Origin of the sequence: Streptomyces sp. NPDC046881, from assembly GCF_040645015.1 — a bacterium.
Lineage (GTDB): Bacteria > Actinomycetota > Actinomycetes > Streptomycetales > Streptomycetaceae > Streptomyces.
This window is the reverse complement of record NZ_JBEYXJ010000103.1, coordinates 1-15088: the sequence shown is the minus strand read 5'-3', so window position 1 is coordinate 15088 and position 15088 is coordinate 1. Positions and strand designations below refer to the sequence as shown.

At 75.2% G+C, this 15088-nt stretch carries 7 protein-coding genes and 3 pseudogenes; 6 read left to right on the top strand and 4 right to left on the bottom strand.

Features of this window, described 5'->3' with window-relative positions; all coding sequences use genetic code 11:
• Nucleotides 1-54 precede the first annotated feature (54 nt).
• Nucleotides 55-4647 (top strand): hypothetical protein, encoded by a 4593-nt coding sequence (locus ABZ923_RS33150; RefSeq protein WP_361479293.1) that lies wholly within the window; start codon nucleotides 55-57, stop codon nucleotides 4645-4647.
• Nucleotides 4648-4708: 61 nt separating this feature from the next.
• On the opposite strand, the gene ABZ923_RS33145 is transcribed toward ABZ923_RS33150, so the two are convergent.
• Nucleotides 4709-6073, bottom strand: coding sequence for an FAD-dependent oxidoreductase (locus ABZ923_RS33145; RefSeq protein ID WP_361479322.1), 1365 nt, complete (start codon nucleotides 6071-6073; stop codon nucleotides 4709-4711).
• 207 nt (nucleotides 6074-6280) lie between these two features.
• Here ABZ923_RS33145 and ABZ923_RS33140 point away from each other — a divergent pair.
• A pseudogene (locus tag ABZ923_RS33140) lies at nucleotides 6281-6412 on the top strand (cinnamyl alcohol dehydrogenase); the annotation flags it as partial.
• A gap of 6 nt (nucleotides 6413-6418) precedes the next feature.
• On the opposite strand, the pseudogene ABZ923_RS33135 reads toward ABZ923_RS33140, so the two are convergent.
• A pseudogene (locus tag ABZ923_RS33135) lies at nucleotides 6419-6772 on the bottom strand (C40 family peptidase); the annotation flags it as partial.
• Between the two features lie 1745 nt (nucleotides 6773-8517).
• On the opposite strand from ABZ923_RS33135, the gene ABZ923_RS33130 reads away from it, so the two are divergent.
• Nucleotides 8518-10494 (top strand): DUF1996 domain-containing protein, encoded by a 1977-nt coding sequence (locus ABZ923_RS33130; RefSeq protein ID WP_361479319.1) that lies wholly within the window; start codon nucleotides 8518-8520, stop codon nucleotides 10492-10494.
• A gap of 84 nt (nucleotides 10495-10578) precedes the next feature.
• A complete protein-coding gene (locus ABZ923_RS33125; RefSeq protein WP_361479290.1) occupies nucleotides 10579-11211 on the top strand; it encodes a GNAT family N-acetyltransferase in 633 nt (210 codons plus the stop codon).
• A gap of 20 nt (nucleotides 11212-11231) precedes the next feature.
• Here the strand turns inward: ABZ923_RS33125 and ABZ923_RS33120 are convergent, their stop codons facing one another.
• A complete protein-coding gene (locus tag ABZ923_RS33120) occupies nucleotides 11232-11936 on the bottom strand; it encodes a lipoprotein (protein WP_361479287.1) in 705 nt (234 codons plus the stop codon).
• Between the two features lie 85 nt (nucleotides 11937-12021).
• Nucleotides 12022-12663, bottom strand: coding sequence for a class I SAM-dependent methyltransferase (locus ABZ923_RS33115; RefSeq protein WP_361479284.1), 642 nt, complete (start codon nucleotides 12661-12663; stop codon nucleotides 12022-12024).
• A 102-nt stretch (nucleotides 12664-12765) separates the two neighbouring features.
• Here ABZ923_RS33115 and ABZ923_RS33110 point away from each other — a divergent pair, with 102 nt between their 5' ends.
• Together ABZ923_RS33110 and ABZ923_RS33105 are read left to right on the top strand one after the other, a co-directional pair.
• On the top strand, nucleotides 12766-13224 hold the full coding sequence (locus tag ABZ923_RS33110; RefSeq protein WP_361479281.1) for an NAD(P)H-dependent oxidoreductase: 459 nt from the start codon (nucleotides 12766-12768) through the stop codon (nucleotides 13222-13224).
• Between the two features lie 1179 nt (nucleotides 13225-14403).
• A pseudogene (locus tag ABZ923_RS33105) lies at nucleotides 14404-15088 on the top strand (hypothetical protein); the annotation flags it as partial.

Below are 15088 nucleotides of genomic sequence, written 5' to 3'. Positions count from 1 at the left end.
GGCGGTTGTCCACAGGCCCGCACGGCTGTCGGAGCCCCGTGCCAGGATCACCGCATGTTCACTCACGACCTGCTGCCCGCGGAACCCCACCGGTCCATGACCTATGCGCTCTGGGTCGGGTCCCACGACCCGGGGGCCGAGCGTGCCGCCGTCGCCCTGCTCGGCGAGGTGTCGGCGGCCGTGGCGTCCGCGTACCCCAGGATGGGGCGCTGCCTGGAGCGGCTGCGGCGGCCGGCGAGCGGGCTGCCGCCCGCCCATCTGCCCTGGTTCTGGGACACGGTGGCCCACCGCCTGCTGGGGTATCCCGGGGGAGCCGCCGCCAAGGCCTACACCCTGGCCCGCAAGGCGGAGCAGGAGCACGCGCTGCTTGTCGACCCGGACTGGCGGCAGGCCGGCGCGCGGCTCCTCGCGGCCCACGGGGCGTTGCCGGTCAAGGAGCTGAGTGAGCATCAGCGGTGGCTGGCCGGGCAGCTGGCACCCGCCGAGGCGCACAAGGAGTACGTGCGCGTGCTGACCGCCTGGGCCGCCTCGCCCGGTGACCTCCCCGCCGACCTCGCCCGCCGGATCGGGGCGTCCGCGCGGGCCGCGGGCCTCGGCACCGACGAGGACGCCCGCGTGCTGGGGCACGTGCTCGCCGCCGCCCGCGGCAAGGCGGTCCCGGACGCCCTGCTGGAAGCCGCCGCCGGGCCGCTCGGCGAGCACCCGCAGGACCCCGGGGTGCAGGCCGCGTTGCTCGACCTGTTCCCGGACTCCCGCAAGGACGCGGCCGCCTGGCTGCGGCTGCTGCTGCGCGGCGGCATCGTGGACGCGGCGGCGGCCGGGCACCTCCCGCCGGAAGGCGGCCCGGCCGGCTGGCTCGGCCGGTACACGCGCACCTACCGGCACCGGAAGGTGGCGTACGGCGGCGTGACGAGCCAGCCCGTGCCCGCCGAACTCTTCGAGGTCGTCACCCGGTTCGCCCCCCGGCTGCGCGCCGCGGGCACCCCCGTGGTGATCCACGAGGACGCGTACGGCCGGCCGGCCCTGGACGCCGACCTCCTGGACGCCTGTCTCGCCGAGGGCATCGAGGTGGCGGACCCCGGCGACGCCGTACGCCTGACGTTCTGGGAGGGCCGGTCCCGCCGCGACCTGAAGGCCCTGGCCGCCCACCCGGTGTTCGGCCGCCGCCTCGAAGGCACCGTGCACGAGGGGCTGCGCGGCGCCGGCACCGCGATCACCCGGCTGCCGGAGAACGCCGGCATCGCCGCCGAGGTGCACACCCGCATCGAGGGCCTGCTCGGCGAGCTGCGCGGCGGCGGGCTCGCCGCGGCCGACGAGGCGGTCACCGAACTGGCCGGCCTCCTCGACCGGCCCACCGCCGTGGCCCTGGACGGCATCGAGGAGGCGCTGGCCGCGCTGGACCTCACCGGCCCGCTGGCCCGCGCCCTGCGCGCCGGGCTGCCCGAGGAACTGGGCTGGCCCGCCCTGGACGCGGCCCTCGACGCGTTCGACCCGGCCGACACCCTCCGCGTCACCTGCACCTGGCCCGTCCTCACCGTCTTCGGCGGCGACCGCGCCGTGGCCGTCGATCCCGCGGGCACCCGTGCGACCTGTGCCTTCCGGGTGCCGGACGAGGCGACCTCGCACGCCGTCCACTACGTCGGCGGCCGGTTCCTCGTCAGCTGGCGCACCGGCGACCGTTACTCCGCCGCCGACCAGGCGTACTGGGCCGACCGGCCGCACGAGGTGTTCACCCCGGAGGAACAGTTCGGCCTGCGGCCGTACGGCGGGCTGATCCAGGGCGGCTTCGGGTACCAGTTCGAGACCCCGGACCGCGGCGGCCGGTTCGACGGGGAGCGGGTGCTGCGGCCCGGCGGGCGCGAGGGCATCGGCGGCCACGACTTCCAGATGAGCGACGGCCGGCGCTTCTACGGCGCCCAGGTGTTCCACACCCGCGGCAACTGGACGCCGTACGACCCCGCGACCGGCGCACCGGCGGCCGACCGGACACTGCCGGACTTCCACCGTGACCGGGAGGTTCCGGCCGGCATGGAGGAGTTCGAAGGCGGCCAGTACCTCGCGCTGTTCCCCGAGGACGCGCCGGCCTCCCCGTTCGGGCAGGACGGGCGGCTCGTCGGCTGCCGGGTCCTCAACCGCACGCCCCACCAGGGTCCCTCGCCCACCGAGTTCCTGCTGGAGTCGGTCGACGGCCGCACCGCCCGCTACCGCAGCCGCCGCTTCGGCCGCCACCCCTGGGGCATCCTCGGCCTCCCCGAGGGCGGCGAGGACGCCGTCACCGTCGGTGAGGCGACCGTCCGCTGTCATGCCGCCGCGGACAACTCGCTGCTCTGGCAGGTCCACGGTTTCGTCCCGCCCTCCGGACGCGACCGGGACCGTCCGCCCACCCTCGGCGAGCAGTCCGGTCCGGTGCCGCCGCCCGCGTACTGGCACTTCCTCACACCGCGCGACGAACGCTCCTCCAAGGCGCTGCGTGCCGTGGACGACACGACCGTGCGCGCCCTGCTGGACGCCGCCCGCGACACCCGGGACGACGCCGGACTGCGCGCCGGGGTCACCGCCCTGCTGCCCGAGGCCGCCGACGCCCGCGTGCGGGACGGAGCGGTGCGCGCGGTCCGGCTCGCCGCCGACGTGCTGCGCCGCCGCACGGAGCTGTCCCGGCGCGTCGGCATCATGCGCTCCGGCCCGGTCGTGACCCTCCCCGCCGAGATCCCCGACACCGCCCTCGTCCCCGCCCTGGCCGGCCTCCTGCCCGACCTGCACGCCTACGAGACCCACGCACCGGAGCGGCACCCGGGCACCCTCACCGCCCTCGCCGCCGACGGCCGCTTCCTGCGCGGCGAGATCGACGACGAGACCCGCGGTCTGGCCCCGCCCGCACGCCCCGCGGAATGGCAGGCGCTGCTCGGTGGGATCGACGCCGTCGGCTGGCGCGCCGCCGTCGAGACCACGACCGAGGCCGACCGGACCGCCCTGGACGCTCTGCTGCGGACCTGGAGCCGGCAGCCCTTCGCCGCCCCCGGCGGCACCTGGCGCACCGGCCGGGCCCCGCAGGAGGAGCTGACCGCCGCCCCGGATACCGCGGCCGGCCCCGCACGCGGCGGTCTGCGCCGCTTCGTCCAGCCGGCCACGGCCCCCGCTCCCGCCCGCACCGAGGAGGAGCGGACCGTCACGGTCACCCGGGACGACGGCGCACGCCTCACCCGCCTCATGGAGCTGGTCGAACAGAACGGGCCGGTCCCGCTGACCCCGGAGGCCGTGGCCGTCTTCTCCTGGCGCACCGGTGTACGACGCCCCGTCGCCACCCTGGCCCTCGCCGGCCTCCCGCGCCGCGCCGGGCACGACGACCACGCCCGGATGCTGCGCTCCAGGCCCTACAAGGCGAACAAGGCCGCGGCCACGGAGTACGACGGCTTCTGGCACCGGCTCGGGCCCGACGGCCGGCGCGCGCTGCTCGCCGCCGGACTGCCGGAGGACCCGGCCGAGCTGTGGACGGGCAACGGACCCGTCCGGGCCGCGGAACGCATGGCGGCCGTCTGGGCCGAGCGGCTCGGCACGCGGCCCTACGTCGACGAGGAGCTGGCGGACGCCCTGGAGGCGGACCTGGGTCTGTCCGCCGACTGGGCCCGCGCCCTGTCCGCCGGCCGCCCGCCCACCGCACCGGGTCGACACGTCCTGGCCGGCAGCCGCACCGGTCGGCTCCTTCTGCACGAGGCCGGACCGGACGGCACGGCCGGCGCGTGGATACGCCGGGACCGGGCCCCGCACACCGAGACGCTGTCCGTGATCGCCTGGGCCCTGACCGAGCGGCCCGCCGGCGACCCCGCCGCCGAGGGCGCGCTGGAACTGCACGAGCACCTGCGGGCGTGGTTCGCCGCCCCGGACACGCTGGTCGAGCTGCTGCCCCATCCGGCCCTGGCCCGTGCGGCCGCCGGGGATCGGGCCTTCCGGCCCTACGCGGGCACCGTGGTCCCGTGCCCGGAGCCGCTCCTGGACACCGTCACGGAAGCCCCCACGGCGCTGGAGGACGGGACGCTCGTCGTCGTGGTCCCCGGCGGGCAGGTCTTCCTGCGGACGGCCGCCCTCACCGAGCCGGCGCGTGTGGCGCGGGCGCTGGACCTGTGCGACCGGCTGGAGCTGCCCCGGCTCCGGGAGGAGGTCACGGGGATGCGGGCGCTGCTCGACGGACTGGCCCGGACGGCGGCCCGTGCGGCCGGGACACCGGTGCCCGCGGGGAGTTACGAGGCCAATCCGGCGCTGAGCGTCCCCGGCCTGGTCGCGGAGGTCGCGCAGCGGCTCGGTGTCGGGACGGACGCCGCCGCGCTCCACCTCCAGCTGCACGCCCTCGCCCGGCCCACCGACCGCAACGTGCGCCGCTGGAACGGCTGGACGGCTGCCCGGCACAAGGCGGCGCAGGCGGAGCTGGTGGCGGCCGGGGCGGTGCAGACCGGCCGGCGGGCACGGGCCGGGCGCACGGCCTTCACCCACGACACCTGGGAGGCCCTCGACGCACCCCATCTGCCCGTGGAGAGGGGCAAGCTGAGCACGCACGGCGCGGTCCGGTCGGGCAAGTCCGTGTACGGCCCCTTCACCCGGCTGCTGTCACCGGTACCGCTGCACGAACTGTTCGCCCGCGCGGCCCAGGCCTGAACGGCGGCAGGAGGCCGGCGCACCCGGCGCCGGCCCCCTGGGACCCGGGGGAGGCGGGAGCCTACGCCCCGCTCGCCCGCAGCATGTCCTCACGCTCGACGATCTTCACGCGCTCGCGGCCCTGCGGCTCGCCCAGGGCGCGCTCGGCGGCGTCCAGCTCGTACCAGCCCTTCCAGGTGGTGAAGCGGACGTTCCGCTCGGCGAGGAAGGCGTCCACGGCCTCCGGCTCGGGTGCCGTCGGGGTGTGCAGCCGGCCGTTGGCGTGGTCGTCGAGCAGGTTGGCGACGGTCTCGTTGGCGTCGCCCTTGGTGTGCCCGATCAGGCCGATGGGGCCGCGTCGGATCCAGCCGGTGACGTAGGTGGACTGCAGGGGGGTGCCGCCCTCCTCGATCACCCGGCCGCCCTCGTCCGGGACGGTGCCGGAGTCGAGGTCCCAGGGCAGCTTGGGCAGCTTCTCGGAGAGGTAGCCGACCGCGCGGTAGACGGCGGTGACGTCCCAGTCCTTGAACTCGCCGGTGCCCTTGACGTTGCCGGTGCCGTCCAGGGCGGTGCGCTCGGTGCGCAGGCCGACGACCTTGCCGTCCTCGCCGAGGATCTCGGCCGGCGACTCGAAGAAGTGCAGGAACAGCTTGTGCGGGCGGTCGCCGGCGTCCCGGATCGCCCAGTTCTCGAGGGTCTTCGCGACCATGTCGGCCTGCTTGTTGCCGCGCCGGGTCTCGATGGAACCCTCGTCGTAGTCGATGTCCTCGGGGTCGACGATGACCTCGATGTTCGGGGAGTGGTCCAGCTCGCGCAGCTCCATCGGGCTGAACTTCGCCTGTGCCGGGCCGCGGCGGCCGAAGACGTGGATCTCCACGGCCTTGTTGGCCTTCAGACCGTCGTAGACGTTCGGCGGGATCTCGGTCGGCAGCAGCTCGTCGGCGGTCTTGGCGAGGATGCGGGCGACGTCCAGGGCGACGTTGCCGACGCCCAGCACGGCGACCTTCTCGGCCTCCAGCGGCCAGGTGCGCGGCACGTCGGGGTGGCCGTCGTACCAGGAGACGAAGTCGGCGGCGCCGTAGGAACCGTCCAGGTCGATGCCGGGTATGGACAGCTCGCGGTCGGCCATCGCGCCGGTGGAGAAGATCACCGCGTCGTAGAAGGCGCGCAGGTCGTCCAGGCTGATGTCGGCCGGGTAGTCGACGTTGCCGAACAGGCGGATCTGCGGCTTGTCGAGCACCTGGTGCAGGGCGGTGATGATGCCCTTGATGCGCGGGTGGTCGGGCGCGACGCCGTACCGGATCAGGCCGAAGGGGGCGGGCATTCGCTCGAAGAGGTCGATGGACACACCGGGATCGGCGGCCACCTCGGATTTGAGCAGGGCGTCGGCGGCGTAGATCCCGGCGGGGCCGGCTCCGACGATGGCTACCCGCAGGGGGCGCGGCATGATCAGGTTCCCTTCGAGGTGAATGGGTGACGTGATCACGAAGCCTAAACTAAGGCAGACCTAAGTTGGTACGCGGGTCCGGTCTATGACCTCATAAGGTGATCTTATGCCTCGCCCAGCGGGGCCTTATGGGTGGGTGGCGCCGAGGCCGGGATCCGGGGGCTCCGGCCTGTTCCCCCAGGGCATCCCCGTGACCCAACATCCCCCAAGCACCTCGGCATCCGGTTCCGCGTCGACAACAGCCGCGGCATCCGCGAACTGGGCCTCACCTACCGCCCGGTGGAGGAGACCCTCCTCGACCACTACGACAGCTGGCGCGCCCGGCGTCGCCGGGGCTGACCCCGGTCAGGCCGGACGGACGATCCGGTGGATCGCCGCCTCTCCGGCGCCGTAGATCGACTCCTCGCGGATGGACGACCCCGGCCCCGGGGCGTGGACCATCATGCCGCCGCCGACGTGCAGGCCCACGTGCCGGTCGTCGTCGAAGAAGAGGACCAGGTCACCGGGTTCGATACCGGCGAGCGTCACCGGGGTGCCGGCCAGCGCCTGCTCGTGCGCCGCGCGCGGCAGCGTGACGCCGGCCGCCCGCCAGGCGGCCTGGGTGAGGCTGGAGCAGTCGTACGAGCCCGGTCCCATCGCCCCCCAGACACAGGGCTTCCCGATCTGCGCCCGGGCGAACGCGATGGCCTTCGCGGCACGGAGGGCACGCGGCGACTCGGGGGCGTGCGTGGGCAGGGGAAGCGGGAGGGAGCCGGTGGCAGGGGCAGGGGCAGGGGCAGGGGCAGGGGCAGGGGCAGGGGCAGGGACGGGGACGGCGTAGGACCCGGTGTCGGTGAGTGCGGTGAGGGAGCCGGTGTCGGTCAGGGGCGCGGCGGCAACGGCAGGCTGAGTGCCCGCCGCCGGCATCGCGGTGGCCGACGGGCCCGGAGCCGTCCACTGCGGCTGCTGCCACTGTCCCGTCGCCTCGGCCCCGGCGGATTGCTGCACCTCCTGGGCCCCGGGCGCCCAGGCGGGCTGAACCGCGATACCGGGAAAACTGGTCTGAGCGGCCCGCAGGGACAGCAGGTCCCGCGCTCTGCCGAGTTTCCACCGGGCGCCGGACTTGGCGGCGGTGGGGGAGAGGCGGCCGGGCACGGCGGTACCGGGCAGCGCCCTGGGCAGCTGCACCGCAGCACCCGGCGCCACCGGAGCAGGGTTCCCCATCGGCGTCTGGACCGCAGCCCCCACCGCCATGGGAACCGGGGCTTCCATCGGCATCGGCGCCGGGCTCGCCATCGGCGTCTGGACCGCAGTCCCCATCGCCACCGGAACCGGGTCTTCCGTCGGCATCCGGACCGCGGTCGCCATCTGGACCGGCGCTCCCGTCGGCAGCTGAGCCGTGGCTCCCGTCGCCGGCGCAACCGCGGTTGCCTGCGCTGTCTGCGGCATGGCTCCCGGTACCGCCGCCCCGGCGGCGGCCGGCAGGGCGGCGGGAACCGCCGGTCCGGGTGCGCCCCAGCCGCCCGGTTCCGCCGTACCACTACCGGGCAACGCCACCGCATGCCCCGGCAGTTCGAGACCCGCCGCACCGGGCAGCGCGAACTGCCCGCTCTCCGGGGCCTGTGCGGGCCGGCCCGGCAGGTCCGCCGGCGAGCCGGCCGTCAGCTCGGCCACCGCGCGGGCGCCTCGCTCAAGGGCCTCGGGCCGCTCGGCGGACGGCAGGGCCTGCCGCTCACCGCCCGGGAGGGCGGGGGCGTCCCCGCCGCTGGGGAGCGCTCGGACCTCCCGCTCGCCCCCGGGCAGACCGCCCGTCCGGTCCCACGAACGCCCGGGCGCCGGGGGCGCGTCGGGAAGCCGGTCGGCGGGCAGTACGGCCGGAACGGTCGGGCCGATCTTGGCGCGGGCCGCGTCGAACCACTGCCGGGCGATCTCTTCGAGTCCCGGATCCGGGCGCCGGCCCGCCCGCTTGGCCAGCGGGACGCCACGGGACCGTGTGCGGGCGGCCATCGCCCGGGTCGCGTTGAAGTTCCCGGTGGCGTTCTCCGCCTGGTCGTAGAGGGATGCGATCCGCTGCCGAACCTCGTCGCGGCTCTCCGGCGCCATGGAAGACGTGCTCCTTCCTTGCCCCGCAGGGCAGTTGAGCGGCTCGCCGGGGCAGAGCCGGGCGGTGGCCTCGCGTCAACCTAGCCAACGTGTGTGCCTCGTGTGAAGGTTGAGGTGTGAAATGTCCGATACATATTCGTGATGTTCGCTGTGACGTTCGACGGGGAAAGGGCGGGAGCCATGGTTTCCTGTGAGATCCCGGTGAATTCGAGATTCCGTTGAACACGGTGGCGCCGCCCTCCGTATGAAGCCGGGGAACTCCATGCCCGACCGGTGCTCACACACAGGGGACGACCTTGGTACGCAACAGCCGCAGACGCCCGACCCGTGCACGACGCGCGACCCTCGCCGCGGCCGCCCTGATGCTGGGCGGCACCGGGCTCGTCGCGGCGAACGTCTATGCCTCGGCCAGCGAAGGCTGGGGTGACGGTTCCGGTACGGACACCACCGGACAGGTCCGCTCCGCGGGCATGACGACCATCGACTGCCCCGACGTGGGCGACCGGCTGACGGCCGTACCGGACGCGGCCCGCGCGGACGTCGACCGCGAACTCGCCGCGCTCGACCAGCGGACGGCGGCGGCCTACCGGCAACTCCAGCAGGCCGGCAGCCCGGACACCGACTCCCTCGACGCCACGATCATGCAGCCGCTGAAGGAGCGGCGGTCGGCGTCCATCGGGCGGATAGCCGACGCCATCGACCGGGCGGGGGAGCGCCCGCAGGGCCTGGACTCCCTGGCCGCCTGCACCCTGCGCCCCGGTGACACCGGCCAGGCCACCGGCACACCGGCCGGCGACGGCCGGCAGGGCGGCACCGACCAGGGGCAGACCGGCACGGGGCAGACTGGCACGGGCCAGGGCGGTGCGGGCCAGGGCGGCAACGGGCCCGTCGTCTCCGACTACGCGGACATCACCGCCGTACCGCCGGACGCGCAGGCCCCGCAGCCGCAGTCCGGCGCCTCGCGCGGCACCTTCACCTCCGACTGCGGGGTCAACGCGAACGGCCTGTTCAACTCGGACAACGTCATCGTCGCCCCCGGCGTCTCCAACGGCGCCCACCACTTCCACGACTACGTCGGCAACCAGGCGAACAACGCCTTCGCGAGCGACGACGACCTGGCGCGGGCCGGCACCAGCTGTGCGGACCAGGGCGACAAGTCCTCGTACTACTGGCCGGTGCTGCGCCTGCAGAACGGCACCCAGGAGCGCGACGCCGGGGCGCCGGGCGGCGGTACGGAGGGCAACGCGGGCCAGATCGTGACGCCCAAGCAGGTGACGCTGACCTTCGTCGGCAACCCGCGCGGCGAGGTCACCGCCATGCCGCGCCTGCTGCGCATCATCACCGGGGACGCCAAGGCCTTCGTCAACGGCCCCGGCAACGCCAACGCCTCCTGGAGCTGCACCGGTTACGAGGACCGGCAGCTGAAGGACAAGTACCCGCTGTGCCCGTCGGGCAGCGACGTCGTGCGCACCTTCCGGTTCCAGAGCTGCTGGGACGGCCGCAACATCGACAGCGCCAACCACCGCACCCACGTGGCCTTCACCGCCGTCGACGGCTCCTGCCCGGCGGGCTTCCGGCCCATTCCGCAGCTGGTCCAGCGCATCGTCTACGACGTCGACGCGCCGAGCCTCGCGGACGGCGGCCGGACGGTCCCGCTGTTCGCGGTGGACTCCTTCCCGGAGCAGCTGCACAAGCCCGTCACCGACCACGGCGACTTCGTCAACGTCTTCGACGAGGACCTGATGCGCGAGATGGTCGAGTGCATCAACGAGGGCCGCACCTGCGGCTCGGGCGGGGACGACTCCGGTACGACGGCGAGTCCCACCGCCAGTCCCACCGCGAGTCCGACCGTGAGTCCCACCTCCGCCGCCCCCGGTGACGGCTCCGCAGAGCAGCCCGGTGACGGTTCCGCCGAGCAGCCCGGTGAGAGCGGCGCCTCCGTGCCGGCGCCGCCCGCGGCCTCCGAGTCCGCCGAGGCCCCCCACCACGACGCGACGACCGCCCCGGCCCGCACCACCAAGCACGACACGGACGAGAAGGCCGCACCGGCCGAGCCCGCCGAACCCCGCGCCAAGACGGCCCGTTCGGCGGCGGCCCGGCCGACGCCGTCCCGGTCCGCGCCCGCCTCCTCCGCTCCCGCCGCCTCGGCGCCCGCCTCCGCCCCCGGCCAGGTCACCGCGGCGGCCTTCGCTCCGCCGTCGTCCGCGCAGCCCGAACCCCAGGCCGCGCAGGGCGGCTTGGCGGAGACGGGAGCCCATCTGTGGCCGGGCGCCATCGGCACGCTGCTCGCCCTGTCCGGCCTGTTCATGCTCCTGCGGGCGAGGCGCCTGCGCTACTGACCGTCACGTGAGTGGGGCCGCCGTACGGGTACGGCGGCCCCAACCGCCCTTGTGGGAGCGCTCCCGTAACAGCAGGATGCCTGTATGCCGAGCTTCTCCCAGGCCGCCGTGATACGGCCCTACCGCCCCGCCGACCGCGACGCCGTGGCCGACGTCTGTGTCCGCACCGCGCACGAGGGAGGAGACTCCCGGGCGATCTACCCGGACCTGCGCCTCATGCCGTCGCTCTTCGCCGAGCCGTACTGCCACTTCGACCCGGCCCTCGCCTTCGTCCTGGACGACGGCACGGGCCGGGCCGTGGGGTACATCGTCGGCACCGCCGACACCGAGCGCTTCGCCGAGGACTTCCGGCGGGACTGGATCCCCCGGCTGCACGACCGCTATCCGGAGCCCGCCGGACCGCCCCGGACGCCCACCGAGGAGATGATCCGGCTCCTGCACCACCCGGAACGCATGCTCGTCCCCGAACTCGCCGGCTACCCGGCCCACCTGCACATCGACCTGCTGCCGGCCTGGCAGGGGCGGGGGTACGGCCGCCGCCTGATGCGCACCTTCCTGGACGCCCTGCGCGGACAGGAGGTCCAGGCGGTCCACCTCGGCATGGTCACCGCCAACACCGCGGCCCGCGCCTTCTACGACCGGGTCGGCTTCCACCGGATCCCGGTCGCGGACGCCGGCCCGCTCACCTACCTGGGCCGGTCCACGGCCCCCGACTGAGCGGAGGCGGGCGGCGGGCCTCAGGCCAGCCGGAGGGTCTGCTTGGCGAGTTCGTAGGCGGGTCGCATCTCCTCGTGCTCCTGGGTGTCCATGCCGCCGAGGTGCAGGACGACCGGGCCCTCGGGCGTGCTGACCGCGAAGGCGCTCTCCTTCTTGGTCTCCTCCAGGAGCTTGCTCGTGAAGAGGTACTCCACCTCGACGGCGTCGACGCCGCCGCCGGTCTTGAAGGAGTGGTACTTCGGCTTGCTGACGTTGTCCTCGGCGGCGACGAACGCGCGCAGCACACCGGCCGCGTCCGCGCCGCCGGGCTTGCCGGTCCACACGCGCAGGAAGCCGATGTTGCCGGCCGGCTTGGCGTCGATCTCACAGGCCGCGGTGACCGGCCCCTGGCGGAGGAAGGCGTCGGCGAGGGCCCCGCTCAGGTCGCCGTCCCCGCCCTTCGAGGCCTTGGACAGCTCCTTGTCGGCGTCGATGGACTTGGCCTTCCAGTGCTGGGCGAGGGCGAAGCTGACGGGCAGTTCGCAGGCCGAACCGGCCGCGCCGATCGTGCCGCCGCGCACGGCGGCCGTGCCCTTCGCCCCGGCCGCCGCTTCCTCGGCGTCCGCCGAAGCGCTCGCGGACTTCTTCCCGTCGCCGTCCGCCGACCCCGCGCAGCCGCCGAGCAGCGCGGCGAGCGCCGCCGCCACGATCACACGGGCTCCCACGGTCCCCACCCTGACCTGCACTGCTGCCTCCCCTTCGGTTCAGAGCCGTCACTGTAACCGAGGGCACCGACCACGCCGAACGGGAATGCGGCTCACCGGCCGCGGGTCACGGCGCCGCGCGTCGGGCGAGGACGAACAGGTGCGGCTCGGGCACGGCCTCGGGATGGTCCGGGGTGAACACCTCGTGCTCCTCGGACAGCACCGTCAGGCCCGCTCCGGTCACCAGCCCGGTGAACGCCTCGGCGGCGAAGCTCGTCACCCGCACCGGCTGGCCCATGAAGACGGCCTCGACGTCCTCCACGTCCAGCGGCACGGTGGCCAGCGCGACCACTCCGCCGGGCCGTACCGCCCGGGCCAGCTTCGCCACCACCGCGGCCTGTTCGGCGCGGGTCATCTGGAGCAGCGAGAAGTAGGCGCACGCGGCGTCGAAGGAGGCCTCCGGCACCGTAGCCTCCCGGATGTCGGCGAGCCGGAACTCGGCCCCGGGCACCTGCCGGGCGGCCAGCTCGACCATGACCGGGGAGACGTCGAGGCCCAGCACCCGGTGACCGGCCTCGGCCAGGGTCAGCGCGGTCGGCCGTCCCGTCCCGCTGCCCACGTCCAGCACCTTGCTGCCCGGCGCCAGCAACTCCAGCAGCCGGCCGAGCGAGGCCCGGTGCGGTGCGGAGCCGGCGAACGCCCGCTCGTACTCCAGCCCCAGCGCGTCGAACACCACGGCGGCCGGTGGCCGGCGGTCCTCCTCGGTCACCACGACTCCTCCCGTCACCCCCGGCGGCGCGCCCCTCGCGACGCCGGCCGCGGCCCGCCCGCCGTTTGCCACGGGCGGCGGACGCACGGCAGGGTGCCGCATGTGCCTACCCTGCTGATCGTCCATCACACCCCTTCGCCCCACTGCCAGGCGCTGTTCGAGGCCGTGGTGTCCGGCGCCACGACACCGGAGATCGAGGGCGTCCGCGTCGTACGCCGGGCGGCCCTGTCGGCCACCGCCTCCGACGTGCTGGAAGCCGACGGCTACCTGCTCGGCACCCCCGCCAACCTCGGCTACATGTCCGGCGCCCTCAAGCACTTCTTCGACCAGATCTACTACCCCTGCCTGGACGAGACCCGGGGCCGCCCCTTCGGCTACTACGTGCACGGCGGCAACGACGTCACCGGCGCCGTCCGCGCCATCGACACCGTCACCACCGGCCTCGGCTGGCGCCGGGCGGCCGAACCGGTGACCGTCACCGGCGAGCCGGGCAAGGCCGGCATCGAGGCCTGCTGGGAACTGGGGGCCACGGTCGCGGCGGGCCTGATGCCCGGCGGCTGAGCGGCCGCGCGGCCACCGGAGTGATCTTCGTACGGTTGCGTCCGGTGACCGGCGTGGGCCGAAGCCTGCCCGTAGACCGCTCTGTTAGTCCTTTTCGTGTGTTCATAGGACTTTTAGGGAGGTGCTGGCGAGCCCTCGGGACACGTCTTCCCGTTGTGTTGCCGCTGCTCATGGCGGCCTACGGCGGACCGGCGCAGCGTGCCGTCGCCGACGGGGCGGGATCCCAGGGGCTGGACCTCCGGGTCGCCGTCGACACCAGACCGGGTACGGAGGCGACCCGTCCCGGCATCCGCGTCGGCCGCCCGCTGGTGAAGACGTACCGTCTGATCAACCGCACCGGGGCCGACCTGTACGACGTGCGGGTGAGCGACCCGGGCCTCCCGGACGCCGACATCCGCTGCCCCGGCGGCGGCGACCGCCTCGGGATGCTCCGCGGCCTGGACTCGGCGACCTGCACCGCCTGGGCCACCGCCCGGCCGGGCACCTGGATCGCCGACGTCACCGCCGTCGGCCGCATCCCCTCCCTCGGCGCGGAGTCCCGGGCCGCCGCCCGCTCCGGATACACCGGCGTCGGCGGGAACCTGGAGCTGACCGAGACGGTGTCGACCGGCGCCGGAGCACTGGACGGGACCCTGGTCCTCGGCCGGGCCACCGTCTTCTACGACGTGACCAACACCGGCAACCGCACGGTGTTCGACCTCCGGCTCACCGACCCCGTCCTCCAGCCGCCCGCCATCGTCTGCGCGTCGGGCGGCGACCTCGTCCCGAGCCTGGAACCGGGGGGCTCGGCGCGGTGCGTGGCGACCGTGGAGCGGTTCCCGGGCCGGTACCTCAGCGAGGGCAAGGTGACGGGCAGCGACCGGCTCAGGACGCTTCAACCCGACGGCTGCGCGGAGCCGCCGCCGCTGCTCGAGGCCCACGCGACCGGCGAGTTCACGCTGCACGAACCACCCCCACCGCCCCCGCCTCCGGCGCCCGTGCCGCTGCCCTCGCCTCCGGCGCCCGTGCCGCTGCCCCTGCCTCCGGTGGCCGTCCCACTGCCGGTCGTGCCCCCGCCCCCTCCCGTACCCGCACCCGTTCCGCCCCCTGTACCCGTGCCTCCCGCCGCGCCTCCGGTCCTGCCGGTGCCGCCGGGAGTGGTCTTCCCGCCGCCCCCGCCGTTGCCTCCGGCCGGTACGGGTGCACCCGTACCGGGGCTGGCAGCTCCCGCGCCCGGCGCGGGTGCGGGTGCCGGTGCGGCAGCGGGTGCGGGTGCCGCCGCCGGGGTCGGGGCTGCGGCAGGTGCCGGTGCCGCGGCTGGCACGGGCGCTGCGGCCGGGGGAGCGGCAGTGGGTGCCGGGGCCGGAGCAGGTGCCGGTGTCGCCGCCGGAGTTGGCGCTGCGGCGGGTGCCGGTGCCGCGGCCGGTTCGGGTGCCGCCGCTGGGGGAGCAGCAGCGGGGGCCGGGGCAGCAGCCGGGGCTGGCGCCGCGGGCGCGGGTGCCGCCGCCGGAGTTGGCGCTGCGGCTGGTGCCGGTGCGGGTGCCGGTGCTGGAGGAGTGGCAGCGGGTGCCGGGGCAGCAGCCGGGGCTGGCGCTGCGGCTGGTGCCGGTGCTGCGGCCGGTGCGGGCGCTGCCGCCGGGGGAGCGGCCGCGGGCGCCGGAGCCCCGGCAGCTGCTGGTGCCGCCGCTGGAGTTGGCGCTGCGGCTGGTGCCGGTGCGGGTGCCGGTGCTGGAGGAGTGGCAGCGGGCGCCCGAGCCGGGGCCGGAGCAGGTGCCGCTGGGGTCGGTGCTGCGGCTGGTGCCGGCGCTGCGGCCGGTGCGGGCGCCGCCTCTGGGGGAGCGGCAGCGGGTGCCGGAGCCGCGGCAGGCGCTGATGCCGCGGCCGG

Coding starts and splice junctions, on each gene's coding strand:
- ABZ923_RS33150 (WP_361479293.1), top strand. CDS start 55: ATGTTCACTCACGACCTGCTGCCCGCGGAACCCCACCGGTCCATGACC.
- ABZ923_RS33145 (WP_361479322.1), bottom strand. CDS start 6,073: ATGCCGCGCCCCCTGCGGGTAGCCATCGTCGGAGCCGGCCCCGCCGGG.
- ABZ923_RS33130 (WP_361479319.1), top strand. CDS start 8,518: ATGCTGGGCGGCACCGGGCTCGTCGCGGCGAACGTCTATGCCTCGGCC.
- ABZ923_RS33125 (WP_361479290.1), top strand. CDS start 10,579: ATGCCGAGCTTCTCCCAGGCCGCCGTGATACGGCCCTACCGCCCCGCC.